Below are 21,372 nucleotides of genomic sequence, written 5' to 3'. Positions count from 1 at the left end.
GGCGGTGTGACAGCCAACTTTGATGTTGAATGTTCAACCGCCATCGCGAGCAAGCTCGCTCCTACAGGGGGGAGACTTGGGGTCAGTGGGAGTGGCGTGGCACCTCGGCGCCGCGGCAGCCGACCAGGAAGTCGAAGTCGCAGCCCTGGTCCGCTTGCAGCACGTGCTCGATGTACAACTGCCGGTAACCGCCCACCAACAGGTTCTGCGGTGGCGGCAGGTCGGCCAGGCGCGCGGCGAGTTCTGCGTCCGGGATGTCCAGATGCAGGCGGCCGCTGGCGCAATCGAGTTCGATCCAGTCGCCTTCCTTCACCGCTGCCAGAGGTCCGCCGGCGGCGGCTTCCGGTGCCACGTGCAGCACCACCGTGCCGTAGGCGGTGCCGCTCATGCGTGCGTCGGAAATCCGCACCATGTCCGTCACACCCTGGGCCAACAGCTTGGCGGGCAAGCCCATGTTGCCGACTTCGGCCATGCCTGGATAACCCTTCGGCCCGCAGTTTTTCATCACCAGGATCGAGTTGGCGTCCACGTCCAGTTCCGGGTCGTTGATCCGTGCCTTGTACTCGTCGAAGTTCTCGAACACTACCGCGCGACCGCGATGCTGCATCAGTTCGGCGGTGGCGGCGGACGGCTTGAGTACCGCGCCCAGTGGCGCCAGGTTACCGCGCAGCACACAGATACCGCCGTCGGCGCGGATCGGGTTGTCCAGGGTACGGATGACTTCGTCCTGGCCGTAGATCGGTGCGTCCTTGGTGTTCTCGCCGAGGCTCTTGCCGTTGACGGTCAAGGCGTTCGGATGGGGAATCAGGTTGGCTTCGCCGAGGCGACGCAGCACGGCGGGCAGGCCGCCGGCGTAGTAGAACTCTTCCATCAAGAAGCGTCCGGATGGCTGCAGGTCGACGATGGTCGGCATGCCGCGACCGATGCGGGTCCAGTCGTCCAGGTCCAGTTGCACGCCAATGCGCCCGGCGATGGCCTTGAGGTGGATCACCGCGTTGGTCGAACCGCCGATGGCCGCATTGACGCGGATGGCGTTTTCGAAAGCTTCCTTGGTCAGGATCTTCGACAGTTTCAGGTCTTCACGGACCATTTCCACGGCGCGCATGCCGGACATATGGGCCAGCACATAACGCCGTGCGTCCACGGCTGGAATCGCCGCGTTGTGGGGCAGGGACGTACCGAGGGCTTCTGCCATGCAGGCCATGGTCGAGGCGGTGCCCATGGTGTTGCAGGTGCCGGCCGAGCGGGACATGCCGCCCTCGGCCGCGAGGAAATCGTCGATGGTGATGGTGCCGGCCTTGACCTGTTCGCTCAATTGCCAGACCACCGTGCCGGAGCCAATGTCCTGGCCTTTGTGCTTACCGTTGAGCATCGGCCCGCCGGTGACGACGATGGCCGGTACGTCACAACTGGCGGCGCCCATCAGCAGGGCTGGGGTGGTCTTGTCGCAACCGGTGAGCAGCACCACGCCGTCAATCGGGTTGCCGCGAATCGCCTCTTCCACGTCCATGCTCGCCAGGTTGCGGGTCAGCATGGCGGTGGGGCGCAGGTTCGATTCGCCGTTGGAGAACACCGGGAATTCCACCGGGAAGCCCCCGGCCTCGATCACACCGCGCTTGACGTGTTCGGCGATCTGCCGGAAGTGCGCGTTGCACGGCGTCAGCTCCGACCAGGTGTTGCAGATGCCGATGATCGGCTTGCCATGGAACTGATGGTCGGCGATGCCCTGATTTTTCATCCAGCTGCGGTACATGAAGCCGTTCTTGTCGGCGGTGCCAAACCATTGGGCCGAGCGCAGGGAGGGTTTCTTATCAGACATGATCGATTCTCTTATTGTATGACTATATTGTTCTAGCTGAAGCGTAACATAAGCGCAATTTGTGCGGTTTGGAAGTGTTGTTGGGTAAATAGTATTACTATATAGTCCGATTCAATGGAGGGGTTGTCCTGGCGGTCATTCGCGAGAGAAATCCCCCGAGGTTCCATAACAACAACAATCGGAGACCGGTCCCATGAGCCAGGAATTGCGGCTTATACGTCGCATCACGCTGAAACTGATTCCCTTCCTGATCCTGCTGTACCTGATCGCCTACGTGGACCGCTCTGCGGTGGGCTTTGCCAAGCTGCACATGGGTGCCGACCTGGGCATCGGCGACGCCGCCTACGGCCTGGGTGCAGGGCTGTTTTTCATCGGTTATTTCCTGCTGGAGATCCCCAGCAACCTGATGCTGGAACGCTTCGGTGCCCGGCGCTGGTTCGCCCGGATCATGATCACCTGGGGCGCCATCACCATCGGCATGGCGTTCGTACAAGGCCCGCATAGCTTCTATGTGATGCGCTTTCTGCTCGGTGCGGCCGAAGCCGGGTTCTTCCCGGGCGTGCTGTACTACATCACTCAGTGGTTCCCGGTGCGCCATCGCGGCAAGATCCTGGGCCTGTTCATTCTTTCCCAGCCCATCGCGATGATGATCACCGGCCCCGTGTCCGGTGGCTTGCTGGGCATGGACGGCATCCTTGGCCTGCACGGCTGGCAGTGGCTGTTCATCGTCATCGGCCTGCCGGCGGTGCTGTTGACCTGGCCGGTGCTGCGTTACTTGCCGGACGGCCCGCAACAAGTGAAATGGATGGACCAGGCCGAGAAGGATTGGCTGACCAGTGAACTGAAAAAAGACCTGCAGGAATACGGCCAGACCCGCCACGGCAATCCGCTGCATGCCCTCAAGGATAAGCGTGTCTTGCTGCTGGCGCTGTTCTACCTGCCGGTGACCTTGAGCATCTACGGCCTGGGCCTGTGGTTGCCGACGCTGATCAAGCAGTTCGGCGGCAGTGACCTGGTGACTGGCTTCGTGTCGTCGGTGCCGTACATCTTCGGCATCATCGGTTTGCTGATCATTCCCCGCAGCTCCGACCGCTTGAACGACCGCTACGGTCATCTGGCCGTGTTGTACGTGCTGGGCGCCATCGGCCTGTTCCTCAGCGCCTGGTTGTCGGTGCCGGTGTTGCAATTGGCGGCGCTGTGCCTGGTGGCGTTCGCGCTGTTTTCCTGCACGGCGGTGTTCTGGACCTTGCCGGGGCGTTTCTTTGCCGGCGCCAGTGCGGCGGCGGGCATTGCGTTGATCAACTCGGTGGGCAACCTGGGCGGCTACATCGGCCCGTTCGTGATCGGTGCGCTGAAGGAGTACACCGGCAACCTGGCCTCGGGGCTGTATTTCCTGTCGTGTGTGATGGTGTTCGGCCTGGTATTGACCGGCGTGGTCTATCGCCTGCTGGAGCGCAAGCATGTGCTGCCAGCGGACCAGTTCGCGGCCAGCGCCCGCGGGGCGACGCGTACCTGAGGTCACTGCAATCAACTGTGGGAGCGAGCTTGCTCGCGATGGCGGTCTGACAGTCGACATCATGGGTAAATGTAAGGCCGCTATCGCGAGCAAGCTCGCTCCCACAAGGGACCGGCGTTGTATTTAAGTTATGTTTGCAAGGAGAAAGATATGCGTTTAGTTCAGTTCGAATTGCCAAACGGCGAACGCCGCGTCGGTGTAGTCGAGGGCGATCAGGTGCGCGAAGTGCAGGGCGCTCGCACCGTGCGCGACCTGGCGCTGGCGGCCATCGAAGCGGGCGTGAAGCTTGAGCAACAGGTCAATAGCCTGGGCCTGGGGGCGAGCCATGACTACGCCCGGTTGCTCGGTGACCTGCGCATCCTGCCGCCGCTGGACCACCCGGACCCGGCGCACCTGTTGGTCAGCGGCACCGGCCTGACCCACCTGGGCAGCGCCTCGGCCCGGGACAAGATGCACCAGCAGGCCGGTGACGAAGCGGCCATGACCGACACCATGCGCATCTTCAAGTGGGGCGTGGAGGGCGGCAAGCCCCAGGCCGGGCAGGCTGGTGTGCAACCGGAATGGTTCTACAAGGGCGACGGCAGCATTGTGGTCCGCCCGGGCCATCCGTTCCCGCTGCCGCCCTTTGCCGAAGACGCTGGCGAAGAGCCGGAAATCAGCGGCCTGTACGTCATCGGTCACGACGGCAAGCCTTATCGCCTGGGCTTTGCCGTGGGCAACGAGTTTTCCGACCACGTGATGGAGCGCAAGAATTACCTGTACCTGGCCCATTCGAAATTGCGCAGTTGCAGTTTTGGCCCGGAACTTCGCGTGGGTGAACTGCCTCAACATCTGTCCGGGACCAGTCGTATCCTGCGCAACGGCGAAGTGCTGTGGCAGAACGAATTCCTCAGCGGCGAGGCGAACATGTGCCACAGCCTCGAAAACCTGGAATTCCACCACTTCAAGTACAGTCAGTTCCTGCGCCCAGGGGATGTCCACGTTCACTTCTTCGGCACCGCGACCCTGTCGTTCGCCGATGGCATCCGCACGCAGCCGGGGGATGTGTTCGAAATTAGCCAGGCTGAATTCGGCGCGCCGCTGGTCAACGGCATTGCCCCGGTGGACGCGGTGTTCAACCCGGGTACTATCGGCACACTTTAAAGGAGACTTGCGATGAACCAGATCCTTGGCCACAACTACATCGGCGGTGCGCGCAGCGCCGCCGGCCAGACTCGCCTGCAGAGCGTCGACGCCAGCACCGGCGAAGCCTTGCCCCATGACTTCGTCCAGGCCACGGCCGAAGAAGTCGACGCCGCCGCCAAGGCTGCCGCGGCGGCTTATCCTGCCTACCGCAGCCTGAGTGCGGTGCGCCGGGCCGAGTTCCTCGAGGCCATTGCCGATGAGCTGGACGCCTTGGGCGATGCGTTCGTGGCCGTGGTCTGCCGTGAAACCGCGTTGCCGGCGGCACGGATCCAGGGCGAGCGCGGTCGCACCAGCGGCCAGATGCGCCTGTTCGCCAAGGTCCTGCGTCGTGGCGATTTCTACGGCGCACGCATCGACCGAGCGTTGCCTGAGCGCACGCCGTTGCCCCGTCCGGACCTGCGTCAATACCGCATTGGCCTTGGGCCAGTGGCGGTGTTTGGCGCCAGTAACTTCCCCCTGGCATTTTCCACCGCCGGGGGCGACACGGCGTCGGCCCTGGCGGCCGGTTGCCCGGTGGTGTTCAAGGCCCACAGTGGCCACATGGCGACCGCCGAGCACGTGGCCGATGCGATCATCCGCGCGGCTGAAAAGACCGCGATGCCGGCGGGTGTGTTCAACATGATCTACGGTGGTGGCGTTGGCGAATGGCTGGTCAAGCATCCGGCGATCCAGGCTGTGGGCTTCACCGGTTCCCTCAAGGGCGGGCGCGCCCTGTGCGACATGGCCGCCGCACGGCCGCAGCCGATCCCGGTGTTCGCCGAAATGTCGAGCATCAACCCGGTAATCGTGTTGCCCCAAGCGCTGGAAACCCGCGCCGAGAGCGTCGCGCGCGACCTGACCGCCTCGGTGGTGCAGGGCTGCGGTCAGTTCTGTACCAACCCTGGCCTGGTGATCGGCATTCGTTCGCCGCAATTCACCGCCTTCACCCAGCAGGTAGCCGCGCTGATCGGCGACCAGGCGCCCCAGACCATGCTCAACGCCGGCACGCTGCAAAGCTACGGCAAGGGCCTGCAGAAGTTGCTGGCTCACCCGGGCATCGAGCATTTGGCCGGGCGCGAGCAGCAGGGCAACCAGGCCCAGCCGCAGTTGTTCAAGGCTGACGCCAGCCTGCTGATCAACGGTGACGAGGCGCTGCAGGAAGAAGTGTTCGGCCCGACCACGGTGTTTGTCGAAGTCGCGGACCAGGCGCAACTGACCGCCGCGCTGAACGGCCTGCACGGTCAACTGACGGCAACGATGATCGGCGAGCCGGCGGACTTCGAACGGTTCAGCGAACTGACGCCGCTGCTGGAGCAGAAGGTCGGTCGCATCCTGCTCAACGGTTATCCGACCGGGGTGGAGGTGTGTGATTCGATGGTGCACGGCGGGCCTTACCCGGCGACGTCCGATGCCCGTGGTACGTCGGTGGGCACCCTGGCGATCGATCGTTTCCTGCGTCCGGTGTGCTTCCAGAACTACCCGGACAGCCTGTTGCCCGAGCCGTTGAAGAATGCCAACCCGCTGGGGATCCTGCGGTTGGTGGATGGGGTGCCGGGGCGCGAGGCGCTCTGAGGGTTGCGGTGAGGCCGTTATATTCAAGTTGAATGTGCTGGCCTCATCGCGAGCAAGCTCGCTCCCACAGGGGGGCTTTGGTGAATACAAAATTTGTGTTCGCTGGAAATCCAACTGTGGGAGCGAGCTTGCTCGCGATGGCGATCTTCCCATCGAAACCGCTTTCGAACCTTATGGCCCAAGGCCCACGCCCACATTGGGTTATCATGACGACTTTCCCAATGAACGACTGATCGCCATGACTGCCGTAACCGACACCCTGCTGCACGCCCTCGAATCCTGCGACATGCTGATTATCGATGGGCTGCACGCGTTCGATTTTTCTCTCGACGAGCAGGACCAGTTGCACGTCGAGTGCATGAACGGCCGCACCCTCGAGCACTGGCGCTTCACGCCAGCGCAGATGCAGGCCGCGATATTCGACAAAACCCTGAACCACTGGATCATCACCAGCGATTCGGGCGACCACCACTTGGAGTGCGTGGAGGCTACCAGCGGCCACGACGATGAGGACGACGAAGATGAAAATGCGTAGTCTCTGGCCGTTGCTGATGGCTGGCAGCCTGGGCGCCATGGGCGTCCAGGCAGGCACCGATGAACGCCATCAACTGCTGGTGGGTTCCTACACCGCCGGGCAGAGCCAGGGCATCTACCGGTTGCAGTTCGACAGTCGTACCGGCCAGCTCGATGCCAACCCGTTGCAAGTGATCAAGACAGACAACCCGTCGTGGCTGACCCTTTCCAAGGACATGACCCGGCTGTTCGTGGTCAACGAAAACGGGCCGGGCCAGAAAGACCCGGTGGGCAAGGTCAGCAGCTACGCCATTGACCCGAAGACCCATGAACTGAGCCTGATCAATCAGGTGCAGTCCCTGGGCAACGAGCCGACCCATTCCAGCCTCAGCGGTGATGGCCGGCATTTGCTGGTCAGTAACTACTCGGTGGTGGAAGACCCGGGCGGCACCCTGGCGGTATTGCCGGTGGGCGCCGATGGCAAGCTGGCACCGGTGGTGCAGTTGAGCAGTCATCAGCCGAGCAAGGTCAACCCCGAGCGGCAGATGTCGGCCCATGTGCACGCCGCAGTGTCCTCGCCCGACGGCAAGTACGTGTTCGCCAACGACTTGGGGGCGGACAAGGTGTTCATCTACCGCTATGACCCCAAGGCCAATCCAGAGCTGCCGTTGACCGCTGCCGACCCAGCCTTCGTGCAGTTGCCACCCGGCAGCGGCCCGCGTCACCTGCTGTTCAGCGCTGACGGCAAGCACGCCTGGCTGACCATGGAAATGAGCGCGCAAGTGGCGGTGTTCGACTATCAGGACGGTCGATTGACCCAGCGCCAACTGGTCGACCTGGCCGCCGGCAAGCCACAACCGGGCAGGGCGGCGGCCGCGCTGCATGCGTCCAGGGATGGCAAGTTCCTCTACGTCAGCAACCGTGGCACCACCAACGAAGTGCTGGTGTTCGCCATCGACCCGGCCGCTGGCACGCTCAAAGAGCTGCAGCGGCGCTCGGTCGAAGGCGATCATCCACGGGAATTCAGCCTCGACCCGAGCGGGAAATTCCTGCTGATTGCCAACCAGAAGAGCAACCAGATCGTGGTGCTCGAGCGCGATCCGAAGACCGGCCTGCTGGGTAAAACCGTGCAGAAAATGCCGATGGATGCGCCCAGCGATTTGAAGTTCATCGTCCGTCAATAGACCGCAGGCCCCGTTTTTCGGGGCCTGCGCCGTTGTATCAACGAGACTGATATTCGCAAGTGATGCAAAGCATTTCAACGCAGGACGCCTCGGCGCGTAAGTTTGCTTCACGGCCCAACCGGGCAAGTCAGCCAACTGAATCCGAGGTCTACCGCCATGAATCTGAATCTCTTCTCCGTGATCGCCGCTTCCGCCATCTCTGCCACCGTGGCGCTGCCCGCCAGTGCCAGCATTGAGATCAGCGACAAGAAAAATCGCACCCAGAGCTACACCGAGAAATACCTGCAACAAAGCGCCAACTTCTATGCGGCGTTGGACCACAAGACCCAACACTGAAATATCGCGCAACGACCGAAGCCTGCGATCTTTTCATCTTCACTGACCTTCAGGTGCAAGAGAAAAGATCGCAGGCTTCGCCGTTTCCAGAGAAATCCTGCTGTAATATCACTTAGCCATGTGTTTAAATTTGACGCTGACAAATTGACTCCTTTGCCGATAAGGATCGACACCATGGCGATGCGTCTGGCAGTGATGCTGCTGTTTCTCTATTCCACCCCGATTGTCTCCGCGGCCCAGCCGGATTCCGGCGAGTTGGAAGTGGCGCGTGAGCGATTATTGAGTTTGTTGAGTGACTGATTGAGTCGTGCGCTCAACAGTGGGGTGGCATGATTGCCTTTGTGGCGAGGGAGCTTGCTCCCGCTCGATTGCGCAGCAATCGCAGAAAGGGGGCCGCTGCGCGGCCCAGCGGGAGCAAGCTCCCTCGCCACAAAAGCGCCTTTGGTTACAAAAGGGCGCTCGCCGGGCAAATGGTTACTTGGCCATGATCGCCACGAACAGCTCGCCATCCAGAAACCTCTGCAACCAGTCCTGTAGCCGAGGGTAGGGCGCCTGGGCAAACCAGTCGCGGTCGACATGGGCGAACTGCCGTATGAAGGGCATCACCGCCACGTCAGCCATGCTCGGGTGATGTGCCGCCAGAAACGCCCGGGTTTCAAGCAAGGCCTCCAGCCTGCGCAGAAAGCTTTCACCCTCGCTACGGTAATGTTCCTTCGGGTACTCAGGATGGCGCTCGGGGTATTTGTAGCGATTCAAGTGCAGCTTGAACACCTGGTCGTTTTCCTCGATCAACGCCGCCGCCAGCGCCTGGCCTTCGGGGTCGTCCCGTAGCCTCCAGTCTTGCGGATCGTGCTGGGCCAAGGCCCAGTTCATGATCTCCAGGCTTTCATCGATCACTTGACCATCGACCTGCAGCACCGGCACCGTGCCTTTGCTGGAGAGTGCGAGCATCTCGGCTGGCTTGGCCTTCAGGCTGACTTCGACAATCGCCACCTCGACCGCGCTGTAGCGCAAGGCCATGCGCGCCCGCATCGCATAGGGGCAGCGACGGAAGGAATAGAGCGTGGCATGGCTCATTTCACCTCCACTGTGCTCAAGCCGTTGCCTTGGCGACGCACCTGGATCTGCACCGGAATCCGCTCGTGCATTTCCTGCACGTGGGAAATCACCGCGACCTTGCGGCCCTGGGCCTGCAAGCCGTCGAGGGCGTCCATCGCCAGTTGCAGCGATTCGGGGTCGAGGCTGCCGAAGCCTTCGTCGATGAACAGCGATTCAATCTTCAGTGTGCTGGACGCCATCGAGGCCAGGCCCAATGCCAATGCGAGGGAGACCAGGAAGGTTTCGCCGCCGGACAACGAATGCACCGAGCGCAGTTCATCGCCCATTTCCGTGTCCATCACCAGCAGCCCGAGCATGCTGCCGCCACGCTTGAGCCTATAGCGGCGCACCAGTTGCCGCAGTTGGGCATTGGCGTGATGCACCAGCAAGTCGAGGTTGTAGGCCTGGGCCAGCTTGCGGAAGCGGTCGCCAGTGGCCGAACCGATCAGGGCATCGAGGCGTGCCCAGCGCTGGTATTCGGCGTAGGCCTGTTCGATCTGCTGGGCCAGGGCCTGGTTGGCGTTCTGCCGGCGCTGGTCCTCGGCCTGTTCGGCGCGCAGTTCGGCACAGTGCTGTTCGCTGGCGGCGAATTGGCCTTGCAGTTCGGTGAGGGCTTGGGCGAGCTGCTCGGGCGCCAGGTTGCCGTTGTGTTGGGCCTGATGGTTTTGCAGACGCTGTTCGCGTTCGGTGAGCAGGACGCGGGCTTGTTCGATGGCTTTTTCGCTATTGAGCAAACGCTGGCGCAACTGGCTGACGTGGTGGTCGTCCAGGCCGAGCAGGGCCTCGAGGGCGGCATCGTCCAGTTCCGGATGGGTGGTGCGCCATTGCGCGATACCGGCGGCCAGCGCCTGGCGTTCGAGGTCCAGGGATTGCGCCTGTTCCTGTCGGGCCTTGAGTTCGGCGGCCAGTTGCACCAGGTCGTTGCGCAATTGCTGCAACTGCTGATTGGCCGTCGCCTCGGCATCCCGCGTCTGTTCCAGGCGCTGGTCGAGTTGTTGCTGCCACTGTTCGGCGCTGGTGTGCTCGCCGAGCAGTTGCGTGAGTTTCCCCTGGCAGGCCTGCTGTTGCTCGCTCAGGGCGCTGAATTGCAGGCGGGCCGCTTCCAGTTGCTGGAGGCGGGTCTGCTGGCGGTCCTGCTCTTTCTCCAGGGTTTGCTGGCGCTGGAGCTGTTCGCCCAGCTCGTCGCGCTGCTGTTCCAATTGCTCCAGGCGCTGGGCGATTTGCTGGTCGAGCTGCAAGAAGGTTGCGGCGGGTTCGCTGCGCAAGGCCTGCAGGGTGTCAGCGGGTAGCAGGGTGCTGAAGTGGCTCAGTTCCTCGTCCAGGCGCTGGCGGTCGCGGGACAGTTCCTGCTGCTGGTTGCTCAGGTGCTGTGATGCCTGTTGGCTGGCTGCCTCGGCTTCACGCAGTCGCTGTGCCATGCGCGCGGCGTCCTGCTGCAGGGTCAGCAGGGCGGTTTGCCGCTGTTCGTCCTGGCTGATGCGCAGGGTCAGTTGGCTGTTCTGCTGGGTCAGCCAGGCGTCGCGCTTGTTCGCATCCTGGGCCAGCAGTTGCGCCGACAACGGGTGGGCTTCAAGGCTGGGCGCCAGGCTCTGTTGCTGGCTGGCGAGCTGTTCCTGCTGCTGTTTGAGTTCCTTGAGCTGGGCGATGACCCCGCTGTATTGCGCCCGCAGGTCGATGACTTTTTCATTGAGCAGGTCGACGGCCTGGCGGGCGTTGGCCTCTTCGGTTTCATCAAAGCGCCCGAGGTTTTCCAGCAGGGCTTCGGGCTGATGATAAGGATGCTCGACACTGCCACACACGGGGCAGGGCTGTTCATCCTGCAACTGTGCGCGCAGTTGCTCGACACTTTCGCTACGGGCCAGGCGCTGGCGCTCCAGCAGCTCGCGGGTGACGGTCAGCGTCTGCTCGGCAATGGTCAGTTCGGCCTTGGCTTCGCCGCCTTCGCGCACCAGCCGGTCACGTTCCTGCAACGCTCGTTGCTGGCGTTGTTCAAGTTCGGCGCCACGTTTGTCCAGCTCTTGCTGACTGGCCCATAGCCGGGTCAGGTCTTCGAATGCACGCAATTGCTTGCGGTTGTCTTGCAGCAGGGTGCCGAGCAACTGGATCTGTTCGGCGACTGCCTCCGGTTCGGCGCCGGCTTCCTTGTACAGCACTTCGAGGTCTTGCCGGCGGCTGGCCAGTTCCTCTGCGGCGCGGGTGGCGCTTTGTTCCAGTGTGGCGAGTTCGGCCTGGCCCTGGTTCAGGCGATTGCCGATCAACATCAGTTGTTGGAGGCGATCGCGATAGGCGTTCCAGGCATCGCTCAGCGGGGCCAGGTGCGTGCTTTGCTCAAGCTCCCCGGCGATGCGCTGCAAGCGCTCTGCCACCTGCCTTTGCTGTTCGAGCAAGGTGTCGATGGTGCGCTGGCCTTCGGTGCAGGCCTGTTGCGCCTGTTCCTGGCGCTCGGCGCCCTGGCTGGCGTCCCTGGCGAGGCGGGCCAGGGTGCTTTGCTCTTCAAAGGCCTGGCGCAGCAACGGCGCGCTGTCGCTGCTGTGTTGCCGGGCCGCAGCCAGCGCCAGTTGCGCGGCGCCCAGGCTTTTTTCCAGTTCGGCCTGCTGGTTATGGAGATTGAGCTGCTGCTGGGTAAGCTGCTGGATCTGCGCGGCCAAGGGGTCGAGCTGTCGGCTCAGTTCGGCCTGGCGGATGAACTGATGGCGTTGGGGCGCCAGTTGTTCCAGGCGGACCAGTTTCAGGCGCTCGTCGGCCAGGGCGTTCCAATCGGCCTGGGCCTGTTGCAGCTGTTGGGCGGCGCTGGCGTGTTCATCCTGCAATAGGCCCAGGTCGCGCAGCCAGGTGTGCTGCTGCTCCAGTTGCTTGAGTTGCGCCTGTTGGGCCTTGAGTAATTGCTGGGCGTCGTTGAAACGCTGGTCCAGCTCGGCCCGGACCTCGGGGGCCAGCGGCGTGACACCGGTGGCCTGGTCCTGCAACTGCCGGTGGCTGTCCTTGGCTTGCTTGGCCTTGTCGAAGGCGCGGCGGCCGAGGCGGGTATACAGGGCAGTGTCGGTGAGTTTTTCCAACAGTTCGCTGCGATCGTTGTCATCGGCCTTGAGGAACGCGCTGAACTCGCTCTGGGCCAGCAGCACGGCACGGGTGAACTGTTCGAAGTTCAGGCCCAGGGCCGCTTCGAGCTGGGTCTTGTATTCGCCTTTCTGGCTCGCCAGCAGTTGATCGTTGTCCAGGTCCCGCAGGCTCTGGCGGCTGGCTTGCAACTTGCCGCCGGCTTTTTCCCGGGCGCGATTGGCTTCCCAGCGGGCCCGATAGCGGCGCCCGTCGATGCCGCGAAAATCCACTTCGGCAAAGCCATCGCCGGTGCCACGGCGCAACAGCGTGCGCGGATCGCCGGTGGCAATCTCGCCATCGACGTCCGGCACCTTGGCATCGCGGCCGGTGTTGTTGAGGCGCGGCACGGCGCCGAACAGCGCCAGGCACAAGGCGTCGAGCAACGTGCTCTTGCCGGCGCCCGTGGGGCCGGTAATGGCGAACAGGCCGGCGCTGGCCAAGGGTTCGGCGGTGAAATCGATTTCAAACGGCCCGGCCAGGGACGCCAGGTTCTTGAGGCGGATCGCGAGGATCTTCATGGCTGCTCGCTCTCCATCTGCACGTCTTGCAACAGCACGGCAAAGTCCTTGAGGGTCTGTTCGTCCACTTCGTTGCCGTAGGTGTCCTGCCAGGCGCGGCTGAACAACTCCTGCGGGCTGAGTTGATCCAGCTCCACCAGTGCGTTGCCATCATCGGCACTGCCGGCGCCGCCGTTGCCGGCGTACTCGGCGCCGATCCGCACCAGGCGTACGGCCTTGCCTTGCAGTGCGGTTTCCACCTGGTGACGCAGGTCCGGCTGCGGTTCGTCGAGGCGCACGCGCACTTCCAGCCAGGGTTGGCGCTGGACATCGGCCAACAGGTCGATGTCGGGCAGTTCCTTGAGTTGCACCAGGAGATCGGCCAGCGGCGCGGGGCCCAGGCGTTGCAGGTTGACGGCTCGTGGGATCAGGCGCGGCTCGACCTTGACCAGGGTTTCGCCGTCCAGGGTGATGTCGAGGATCTGATGCTGATAGCCGATCTCCGAAAATGACAGCGGGATCGGCGAACCGCTGTAGCGGATACGCTCTTCACCGTTGACCTTCTGCGGCTTGTGCAAATGGCCGAGGGCGACGTAGCTGATGCTCGGGCCGAACAGGCTGGCGGGCAGGGCCTCGGCGTTGCCGATGATCAGGCTGCGCTCGGAATCCTCGGACACCGAACCGCCAGCCATGTGCGCATGACTGATGGCGATCAGCGCCTGGCCTTTCTTGCGCTTGCTGTTGGCTGCGGCGATCAGCCACTCATGCACCTGGCCGATGCCTCGCAGGTAGTCGTCGCCCAGTTGCGCGCCGGTGACTTCGGCGGGGCGCAGGAACGGCAGGGCCAGGCACCACGCCTTGACCTTGCCTTTGGCATCGGGCAACGGCAACAACAGGCGCTCGACGTCCAGTTGGCCGTCGTCCAGCCACAACACCCGACCCAGGGCGTGAGTGCGCAAGCGTCGCATCAGCGGCGCAGGCAGTTCGATACGCGAGCCGGAGTCGTGGTTGCCGGCGATCATCACGATGGTCAGGTTGGCGTTTTGTTCATGGGCGCTGACGATGAAATCGTACAGCCGCTCCTGGGCTTTGACCGGCGGGTTGACGGTGTCGAAGATGTCGCCGGCGATCAGCAGCACGTCGGGCTTTTCGTGGGTCAGTTGACGCAGCAGCCAGTCGAGGAAGCAGGCGTGTTCGAAATCGCGTTCCTGGCCGTGCAGGTTTTGCCCCAGGTGCCAGTCGGAGGTGTGAAACAGACGCAAGGCAAACTCCAGAAAACAGATGATGGCCGCGGTGAAGAGAAGGGCGGCTAAAAGAGGGAGAGTTTACTGGGAAACCGGGGGGAGGACTTGTTCAACTTCATGGGATCTACTGAGCGGGTCGATACTTAACTGCGGCGAGGGGATTGCTGGGTTCTGTAGGAGCTGGCGAAGCCTGCGATCTCTTGATCTTTCGCTCCGGGCTCAATTGGCACTGGAAAGATCGCAGCCTCGTTGCACTCGGCAGCTCCTACAGGTTTGGCAAGGCTACACAGCAAAAAAACTCCGGGTTATTTGGGGTAAAGCGGCGGCAACCCCGAATCACCCGCCGAGCCCAACCCCGCTTCGGTGGGCGGGATGGTACGGATGGCCCGCCACAGGTCTTCACCCTGCCAATGCTGGCCGGTCTCGCTGTAGAGCGCGCCGTTGAGGCCGTCCAGGGCGTCGGACAGCGGCACGAAACGCGCCGCCATGTCGGCCAGGGTTTCCGGTTGCTGGCGGGCCCACGCGTCGAGGGCCTGGCGGGTGGCGTGGGGGTCGTTGGCCAGGCAGGTACGTTTGAGATCATCCAGCAGGGTGCGTGGGCTCGGTCCGGTCTGGGTCGAGCGCAGGATCGCCGGTTGCCAGCGGGCGCGCCACCACAAACCAAAGCCCAGCAGCGTGGTGCAGGCGAGGAGGAAGGTGCTCAGTTGCCAGTACCACAGGGTCTCGCTGTCGACCGTTGTCACGATCTGCGTCGTGCCGGCCGGCGTGTCCACCATCAGGCTTGGATTGTTCGCCACTTGCAGGGTCCGCGCCGGGAGACTGGTGCGGTCCAGGTGGTCTTCCAGGGTGTTCCACCAGACCACTTCCACCGGTGGCAGCTCGATGGTCCCGCTGCGGTTGGGCACCAGGGCCTCGCGGTCTTCGCGGCTGCCCACCAGCCCGCGCTCACTGTTGCGGCTGCTGAGTACCGGTTGGTCCGGGTAACGCCGCAAGCCATTGATCTCGGTGGCCGGCAGCGGTGGCAGCTGGGCGCTGGCCAGGCCTTCGGCTTCCAGGGTCAGGCTGCGGGTCAGGGAATCGCCGACCTGGCTGTGGGTCGGTTCCGGGCTCCAGCTTTCACTCAAGGACAGGCTGCGTGCGGGCAGCCAGGGTACGTCGGCCGGGTAGCTGGCCGGCTTGGGTTTGACGCTTAGCAGCAGTTGCGCAGAGCTTACCCGCTTCAACTGGCCGGGCTTGGGGCCCGAAGGTACGGCGTCCTGGGCCACCGGCTCGACCAGGGTGGCACTGAATGTCTGGGCCGGAATCGTCAGTTCGCCGCTGCGCTGTGGGTAGATGCCGTAGCGCAGTTCAATCACGCCATGGCGGACATCGTTGATGACTTTTTCATAGGTGCGCGATTCGCCCAGTTGCTCGGTGCGGGCATCGGGGATGTGCAGCGGCGTGAGGCTGCTGTCGTCGTACAGCGACACCGAATGGTAGATGCGCAGGGTCAAGATCGCCTGGGCCTGAACATACACTTCGGTCTGGTCGAGGCTGGCCTCGATGAACACCGCCGCCAGGGGCTCCGAGGCGTTGCGGGTCTCGCTTTCGATCACTTGCAGGGTAATCGGCTGGCTGGTCACTTCGCCCAGTTGCAACGGCGGAATGATCACGGTGCCGCTTTGGCGCGGCAACAGGGTCACGATCCAGCGGGTGGTGGCGCGGTTCTCACCGTCAAGGGTCGTCAACTGGTTGACCTGACGGGTACCGCGCACATCGAACAAGGCCTGGAGCGGGCCGAGGTCCGGTTTGCCGAACAAGGTGGCGTCGTTGGATTCCAGCGTCAGTTCCACCGTTTCCCCGGAGTTCAGGCGGCTGCGGTCCACACTGGCAGTCAGCTGTGCAGCCTGGGATCCAGAGGCCCAGAGCAGCAACACGAGGAAGTAGGCGGTGAAGCGGGTCATTGGGTTTTTTCCTGGGCCTGATGGCTTTGCTGTTCATACCAGAATTTACGCCTGAGCAGCTCCCCTGGATTATCCGGGATCTGGCGCAGCCATTGTTCCAGTGCCTGGCGCTGTTCTTCTTCATTGCGCTGACCTGCGGCAGGACGCAGCGGCGGGGTGGTGGTCTGCTCATCGGGCAGTTCGCTGCCTGGTACATCCTGGGCGGTAGGCGGTTGTGCCGTCCGCGGGGGCTGGGACTCGTCCGCTGTCGCGCTTGCCTCGGCGGATGGCTGGCCCGGTTCGGAAGACTGGGTGGGTGAGTCGCTATCCGGCGATTGCTCGGCGGGGTCCGGTTCCTTGTTTTCGGCAGGCTTGGGTTCTTCCGGTACGGGGGCCGGCTCTTTCAACAAGCTTTCCACCAGGGCCTTGTTGGTCTGGGCGGGGCGCAGGTCGGGTTGCAACTCCAGGGCCTGCTCATAGGCATCCAGCGCGGCTTCCAGTTCGCCGCTCCTGGCCAGGGCATTGCCACGATTGTAGTGCGCGCGGGCGTCGTTGCCTTCGGCGAAGCGCTGGGCAGCTTCGCTGTATTGGCCGGCTTCGTACAGGGCGACGCCTTGCCACTGGCTGTCCTCAAAATGGGTGGCTGCCTCGGCGGGACGCTTCTGCTTGAGCAAGTGCTGGCCCTGTTGGTCGGCCCGCAACCACAGGTCCTGGAATTCGAAGGCGTGGCCGGTTTGCGGCAACACGAACAGCAGCGGCAGGCAAAACAGCCAGCCTCGCCGCCCGGCGCAGGCGGCCAGCAGCAACAGGGGCAGGAGTAGCCAATAGCCCTGGTCGGCCCAGGTGTCCAGGCGCAAGGTTTGTCCGTCGCTGCGCAGATGGCGAGGGCCGTCCAACAGGCCCAGGCCGCGCAGGTCGCTGTCGTCCAGGCGCGCCGGCCGGTAGCGGCCGTCCAGCTTGTTGGCAAAGGCCTTGAGGCCCGGGCTGTCCAGGCGTGGCAGCAGGATCGAACCCTGCGCATCCTTGAGGTAACTGCCATCTTCCTGGGGCACCGGGGCGCCTTCGCGGGTACCAATGCCGAGCATCAGCCATTGCGTGGCGGAACCGTCCAGGGCCTGGCGAATGCCTTGGCGTTCCTGCTCGTTCAGCGTCGAACCGATCAGCAGGATCCGGCCATGGCCCAGTTCGCCCTGGTCCAACAAGGCCAGGGCCTTGCGGACCGCCAGGTCGGCACGATGGCCGCTCTGCGGCATGATCGATGGCGCAAGGGCTTCGAGCAGGTTGGCGCTGGTGGACAGGTCGTCGGACAGCGGCACCAGCGTATGGGCGCTGCCGGCATAGACGATGATCGCGGTCTGGGCGTCGCTGCGGTTCTGCAACAGGTCCAGTACTTTGCGCCGGGACTGTTCCAGGCGCGTGGGCGAGACGTCGGTGGCGAGCATTTCCGGGGTGAGTTCCATCACCACCACCAGCGGGTCGGCGGGTTTCTGGCTGGCCTGTTCGACCCGCGCCCAACTCGGCCCCAGCAACGCCAGCACGATCAACAGCCAACCCAGGCCCAGGGCAATCCATGGCAGCCGGCTTTCACGGCCACTGCCGCCACTGAGCAACACGGCATGAAAGGCGGGAGGCAGGATCATCTGCCAGCGACCTACGCGTTTCTGCCGGTGCCACAGTTGCCAGAGCAACCAGCCCAGCAGAGGCAGCAGCAACACGAACCAGGGGCGTAGCCAGTGTGGCCAGAGGGCGATCATCGACGCCTCCGCAAGCGCAGGCGCTTGAGCCGCTGGCGCCACTCGGTGTGTTGGGCCGGCTGGAACAGCGGCTGGTTGAACAGGCGCTGCAACGGATTGTCCGGCCAGCGCGCCCGGGCCACCAGCAACATGCTCAACAGCAGCGCAACGGCCAGGGGCCAGTGATACAGCGCCAGGGCAGGACGGGCCTGGGTCGGTTGCTGGGTCACCGGTTCGAGCTGGTCGAGGGTGGTCTTGATCGCCAGTAATTGCGCGCCGTCCTGGGCACGAAAATACTGGCCGCCGGTGGCTTGGGCGATTTCCTTGAGTGTCGGTTCGTCCAGGTCCAGGCTCGGGTTGACGCCGAGCAAACCCGTGGTGCCGCTTTGTTCCGGGTCGGCACCGATGCCGATCGGGTAGATTTTCACGCCTTCGTCGGCGGCCAGTCGCGCGGCGGTGAGGGGGTCGATTTCGCCGCCATTGTTGGCGCCGTCGGTGACCAGGATCAACACGCGGCTGTGGGCCGGCCGCTGGCGCAGGCGCTTGAGAGCCAGGCCGATGGCGTCGCCGATGGCCGTATTCTTGCCGGCGATGCCAATACGCGCCTCATCGAGCCAATGGCGCACGGTGCGGCGGTCGAAGGTCAGCGGTGCCTGCAGATAGGCCTGGCTGCCGAACAGGATCAGGCCGACCCGGTCACCTTCGCGGTCTTCGAGAAAGTCCCCGAGCATGTGCTGGACCAGCGCAAGGCGACTGACCTCTTCGTCTTTCCATTGCATGTCGGGAAAGTCCATGGAACCCGAGACATCCACCGCCACCAGCAGGTCGCGGCCGCTGGCGGCAATGGGTAATGGCTCGCCCAACCACTGCGGCCGGGCCGCGGCGATCAGCAACAGCAGCCAGAGCAGGATGAAGGGCGCCTGTTGCCGCCAGGTTGGCAGATTGGCCCGGGCTCGCCGGCCCACCAGGCCTTCCAGGTCCCCGAGGAAACTGACCTTGAGCGCTGGCTCGCCGCTGTCGGCCGCAGGCAGCACCAGGCGCATCAGCCAAGGCAGCGGCAACAGGGCGAATACCCACGGCCAGGCGAACTCAAACATGTTTGCGAATCCAGATTTCGACCGCCTGGGTCAGGCCGGCGATGGCTTTGTCATCGAGCTTGCATTCGGGTTTGTAGGCGCCTTCCACCAGCACCATCCAGCGGGTCAGGCCGGCTGCCGGGCAGCGGTTGTCCAGGAAAGCCAGCCATTTGCGCCCGTTGAGGGTGTGGCTCTGGCTGTAGGGGTAATGGTTGCGACACAGGCGCTTGAGCAACCCGTTGAGCTGCTGCAGCCAGGCCCCGGCCGGTGCCCCATCGTAGGGTTTGGGCAGCAGGGCGAGTTCGGCCAGCGCGGCCAATCGCACCGGGTCCAGGGGTTGTTCGACACGGGCGTCGGTGCGCTTGGCGGGAATGAACCGGCGCAACTGCCACAGGCCCAGGCCCAGCAAGGGGATCAAAACCAGCAGCAACCACCAGCCCGGCGCGGGAGGCCAGAAACCGATAGGGGGCGGCGCTATCAGCGGCTGCAATTGATCCAGGTTGCTCATCGACTTTTCCCGGCCCGCTTGGGGTTCAGGTATTCGCGCAGTTGCTCGACCATGTCGCCCTGGGTGCTCAGGGGCATCATCAGGATCCGCAGCTTCTGCGCCAGTATTTCCCAGCGCTCCTGGCGTGCTTCGGCCTGTGCGCGATAGGCCTGGCGCAGTTCGAAGTTCAAGGTGTCGAGCTCCAACTGTGAGTCGCGCTGGGTGAAGCGCAGCAGGCCGGCGGCGGGCAGGGCGTGATCCAGCGGGTCCGACAGCGGCAGCAGCAACAGGTCGCAATGGCGCGACAGCAGGCTCAGTTGCTGCTCGGCGCTGTCGGACAACGCACGCTCGTCGCAAATCACGATCACCAGGCTGCCGGGTCGTAGCACTTCCCGGGCTCGGCGCAGGGCGATGCCAAACGAGTCGCGGTCCGGCTCGGCCTCGGTGTGCAGCGACTGGTTGACCCGCACCAGCCGGTTGAGCAATTGCAGCAGGCTCTGTTTGCTGCGTCGCGGCTTGACCTCGTAATGGGTGTTATTGCCGAACACCAGGCCGCCGACCCGGTCGTTGTGCCCCAGCGCGGCCCAGCCGATGAGGCTGGCGGCCTGGGCGGCGAGCACCGACTTGAACATCAGCCCCGAACCGAAGAACAGCCGGTGGCTTTGCTCGATCATGATGAAGATCGGCCGCTCGCGTTCTTCGTGGAACAGTTTGGTGTGGGGCTCCTGGGTCCGGGCGGTGACGCGCCAGTCAATGGTGCGCACATCGTCGCCGGCCTGATAGACCCGCACCTGGTCGAAATCGACCCCGCGTCCGCGCAGCTTGGAGTGGTGCAGGCCGATCAGCGGACTGCGCTGTCCCGGTGTCGAGAACAACTGCACCTCGCGCACACGATGGCGCATCTCGATCAGCTCCGAAAGGCTGACGCGGATGCCCGGTGCGGGCGCCAGTGGGTTATTCATGACTCATGCTCAAGCGACAGCGACGACGTCGAGAATCCGCTGCACGACCCGGTCCTGGTCGATGCCAGCGGCCTCGGCTTCGAACGACAGGATGATGCGATGGCGCAGCACGTCGAACAGCACGGCCTGGATATCTTCCGGGCTGACAAAGTCGCGGCCGGCCAGCCAGGCGTGGGCACGGGCGCAGCGGTCCAGGGCGATGGAGCCCCGCGGGCTGGCGCCGTAGGCGATCCATTCGGCCATTTCCGGATCGAACTTGGCCGGGTTGCGGGTGGCCATGATCAGTTGCACCAAGTATTCCTCCACGGCGTCGGCCATGTACAACCCGAGGATTTCCTTGCGCGCGGAGAAAATCGCCTGCTGGCTCACGCGGCGTTCGGGCTTGGTCTCGCCGTTCAGCGCTTCCCCCCGGGCCTGCTGGAGGATGCGGCGTTCCACCGCGGCATCGGGAAAGCCGATCTTGACGTGCATCAGGAACCGGTCGAGCTGGGCTTCGGGCAGCGGGTAGGTGCCTTCCTGCTCGATCGGGTTCTGCGTGGCCATCACCAGGAACAGCGGCGACAGTTCATAGGTGCTGCGCCCGACGCTGACCTGGCGCTCGGCCATGGCTTCGAGCAAGGCCGACTGGACCTTGGCTGGGGCGCGGTTGATTTCGTCCGCCAGCACCAGGTTATGGAAAATCGGCCCTTGCTGGAATACGAAACTGCCGGTTTCCGGGCGGTAGATTTCCGTACCGGTGATGTCGGCGGGCAGCAGGTCGGGGGTGAACTGAATGCGATGGAACTGCGCTTCGACGCCTTCGGCCAGTTCCTTGATGGCCTTGGTCTTGGCCAGCCCCGGCGCGCCTTCCACCAGCATGTGGCCGTCGGCAAGCAGGGCGATGAGCAGGCGCTCGATAAGTTTTTCCTGGCCGAGAATCTGCGTTGAAAGAAAGGTTCGCAGCGCAAGCAGCGCTTCACGATGTTCCATCGGTGACTGTTCCTGGAAAGGGTGGCCCCAGGCGTTCGGATAACGCCGGGGCTGGGGGCGTTACTTTAATGCATGGCGGGGGGTGGCGACTAACGGGATTTTGATCGACCGTGTGAATTGTGATCGGCTTGGAAACATTGTGGGCTGGGTTTGCTTGCCATGAATCCCACCCGGACAGGCG

17 protein-coding genes are annotated in these 21,372 nt (G+C 63.8%); 7 read left to right on the top strand and 10 right to left on the bottom strand.

The genetic code is table 11. The features are described 5' to 3' along the window. Positions 1 to 82: 82 nt before the first annotated feature. The gene (locus LOY50_RS16090; protein ID WP_024619882.1) at positions 83 to 1,819 is read right to left on the bottom strand and encodes an IlvD/Edd family dehydratase; all 1,737 of its coding nucleotides are present in this window, start codon (positions 1,817 to 1,819) and stop codon (positions 83 to 85) included. Between the two features lie 193 nt (positions 1,820 to 2,012). On the opposite strand from LOY50_RS16090, the gene LOY50_RS16085 reads away from it, so the two are divergent. From LOY50_RS16085 to LOY50_RS16055, 7 genes are all read left to right on the top strand, one after another. Further along, positions 2,013 to 3,335: an MFS transporter gene (locus LOY50_RS16085; RefSeq protein ID WP_258688352.1), complete on the top strand. Its 1,323-nt coding sequence runs from the start codon at positions 2,013 to 2,015 to the stop codon at positions 3,333 to 3,335. 150 nt (positions 3,336 to 3,485) lie between these two features. Continuing rightward, positions 3,486 to 4,478, top strand: coding sequence for an AraD1 family protein (gene araD1, locus LOY50_RS16080; protein WP_258688344.1), 993 nt, complete (start codon positions 3,486 to 3,488; stop codon positions 4,476 to 4,478). A gap of 12 nt (positions 4,479 to 4,490) precedes the next feature. After that, positions 4,491 to 6,071: an aldehyde dehydrogenase (NADP(+)) gene (locus LOY50_RS16075; RefSeq protein ID WP_024617655.1), complete on the top strand. Its 1,581-nt coding sequence runs from the start codon at positions 4,491 to 4,493 to the stop codon at positions 6,069 to 6,071. A 238-nt stretch (positions 6,072 to 6,309) separates the two neighbouring features. After that, positions 6,310 to 6,606, top strand: coding sequence for a DUF5629 family protein (locus tag LOY50_RS16070; protein WP_214512724.1), 297 nt, complete (start codon positions 6,310 to 6,312; stop codon positions 6,604 to 6,606). Then, positions 6,593 to 7,768 (top strand): lactonase family protein, encoded by a 1,176-nt coding sequence (locus LOY50_RS16065; RefSeq protein WP_253475584.1) that lies wholly within the window; start codon positions 6,593 to 6,595, stop codon positions 7,766 to 7,768. The genes LOY50_RS16070 and LOY50_RS16065 overlap by 14 nt, the downstream gene beginning before the upstream one ends. A gap of 156 nt (positions 7,769 to 7,924) precedes the next feature. Continuing rightward, the gene (locus tag LOY50_RS16060) at positions 7,925 to 8,104 is read left to right on the top strand and encodes a hypothetical protein (RefSeq protein ID WP_018611529.1); all 180 of its coding nucleotides are present in this window, start codon (positions 7,925 to 7,927) and stop codon (positions 8,102 to 8,104) included. Between the two features lie 174 nt (positions 8,105 to 8,278). Continuing rightward, a complete protein-coding gene (locus LOY50_RS16055) occupies positions 8,279 to 8,404 on the top strand; it encodes a hypothetical protein (protein WP_003180680.1) in 126 nt (41 codons plus the stop codon). A 174-nt stretch (positions 8,405 to 8,578) separates the two neighbouring features. Here the strand turns inward: LOY50_RS16055 and LOY50_RS16050 are convergent, their stop codons facing one another. The 9 genes from LOY50_RS16050 to LOY50_RS16010 form a co-directional block, all read right to left on the bottom strand. Next, complete coding sequence (locus tag LOY50_RS16050; protein WP_258688343.1) at positions 8,579 to 9,181, bottom strand: glutathione S-transferase; 603 nt, start codon at positions 9,179 to 9,181, stop codon at positions 8,579 to 8,581. Beyond that, a complete protein-coding gene (locus tag LOY50_RS16045; protein WP_258688341.1) occupies positions 9,178 to 12,819 on the bottom strand; it encodes an SbcC/MukB-like Walker B domain-containing protein in 3,642 nt (1,213 codons plus the stop codon). Before LOY50_RS16045 ends, LOY50_RS16050 begins: the two co-directional genes overlap by 4 nt. After that, positions 12,816 to 14,060 carry an exonuclease SbcCD subunit D C-terminal domain-containing protein gene (locus tag LOY50_RS16040; RefSeq protein WP_258688339.1) on the bottom strand — a complete coding sequence of 415 codons (1,245 nt, stop codon included), beginning with the start codon at positions 14,058 to 14,060 and terminating at the stop codon, positions 12,816 to 12,818. The genes LOY50_RS16045 and LOY50_RS16040 overlap by 4 nt, the downstream gene beginning before the upstream one ends. A gap of 287 nt (positions 14,061 to 14,347) precedes the next feature. Next, the gene (locus tag LOY50_RS16035) at positions 14,348 to 15,985 is read right to left on the bottom strand and encodes a BatD family protein (protein ID WP_258688335.1); all 1,638 of its coding nucleotides are present in this window, start codon (positions 15,983 to 15,985) and stop codon (positions 14,348 to 14,350) included. Then, on the bottom strand, positions 15,982 to 17,718 hold the full coding sequence (locus LOY50_RS16030; protein ID WP_253475571.1) for a VWA domain-containing protein: 1,737 nt from the start codon (positions 17,716 to 17,718) through the stop codon (positions 15,982 to 15,984). The genes LOY50_RS16035 and LOY50_RS16030 overlap by 4 nt, the downstream gene beginning before the upstream one ends. Further along, a complete protein-coding gene (locus tag LOY50_RS16025; protein WP_258688328.1) occupies positions 17,715 to 18,794 on the bottom strand; it encodes a VWA domain-containing protein in 1,080 nt (359 codons plus the stop codon). The genes LOY50_RS16030 and LOY50_RS16025 overlap by 4 nt, the downstream gene beginning before the upstream one ends. After that, the gene (locus LOY50_RS16020; RefSeq protein WP_258688327.1) at positions 18,787 to 19,281 is read right to left on the bottom strand and encodes a DUF4381 domain-containing protein; all 495 of its coding nucleotides are present in this window, start codon (positions 19,279 to 19,281) and stop codon (positions 18,787 to 18,789) included. Before LOY50_RS16020 ends, LOY50_RS16025 begins: the two co-directional genes overlap by 8 nt. Beyond that, positions 19,278 to 20,222 carry a DUF58 domain-containing protein gene (locus LOY50_RS16015; protein WP_258688325.1) on the bottom strand — a complete coding sequence of 315 codons (945 nt, stop codon included), beginning with the start codon at positions 20,220 to 20,222 and terminating at the stop codon, positions 19,278 to 19,280. The genes LOY50_RS16020 and LOY50_RS16015 overlap by 4 nt, the downstream gene beginning before the upstream one ends. Positions 20,223 to 20,231: 9 nt before the next feature. Next, on the bottom strand, positions 20,232 to 21,191 hold the full coding sequence (locus LOY50_RS16010; RefSeq protein WP_003202654.1) for a MoxR family ATPase: 960 nt from the start codon (positions 21,189 to 21,191) through the stop codon (positions 20,232 to 20,234). Positions 21,192 to 21,372 lie beyond the last annotated feature (181 nt).

The organism is Pseudomonas sp. B21-010 (assembly GCF_024749325.1).
GTDB classification, from domain to species: domain Bacteria; phylum Pseudomonadota; class Gammaproteobacteria; order Pseudomonadales; family Pseudomonadaceae; genus Aquipseudomonas; species Aquipseudomonas kilonensis.
This window is presented reverse-complemented; position numbering and strand designations above follow the sequence as displayed.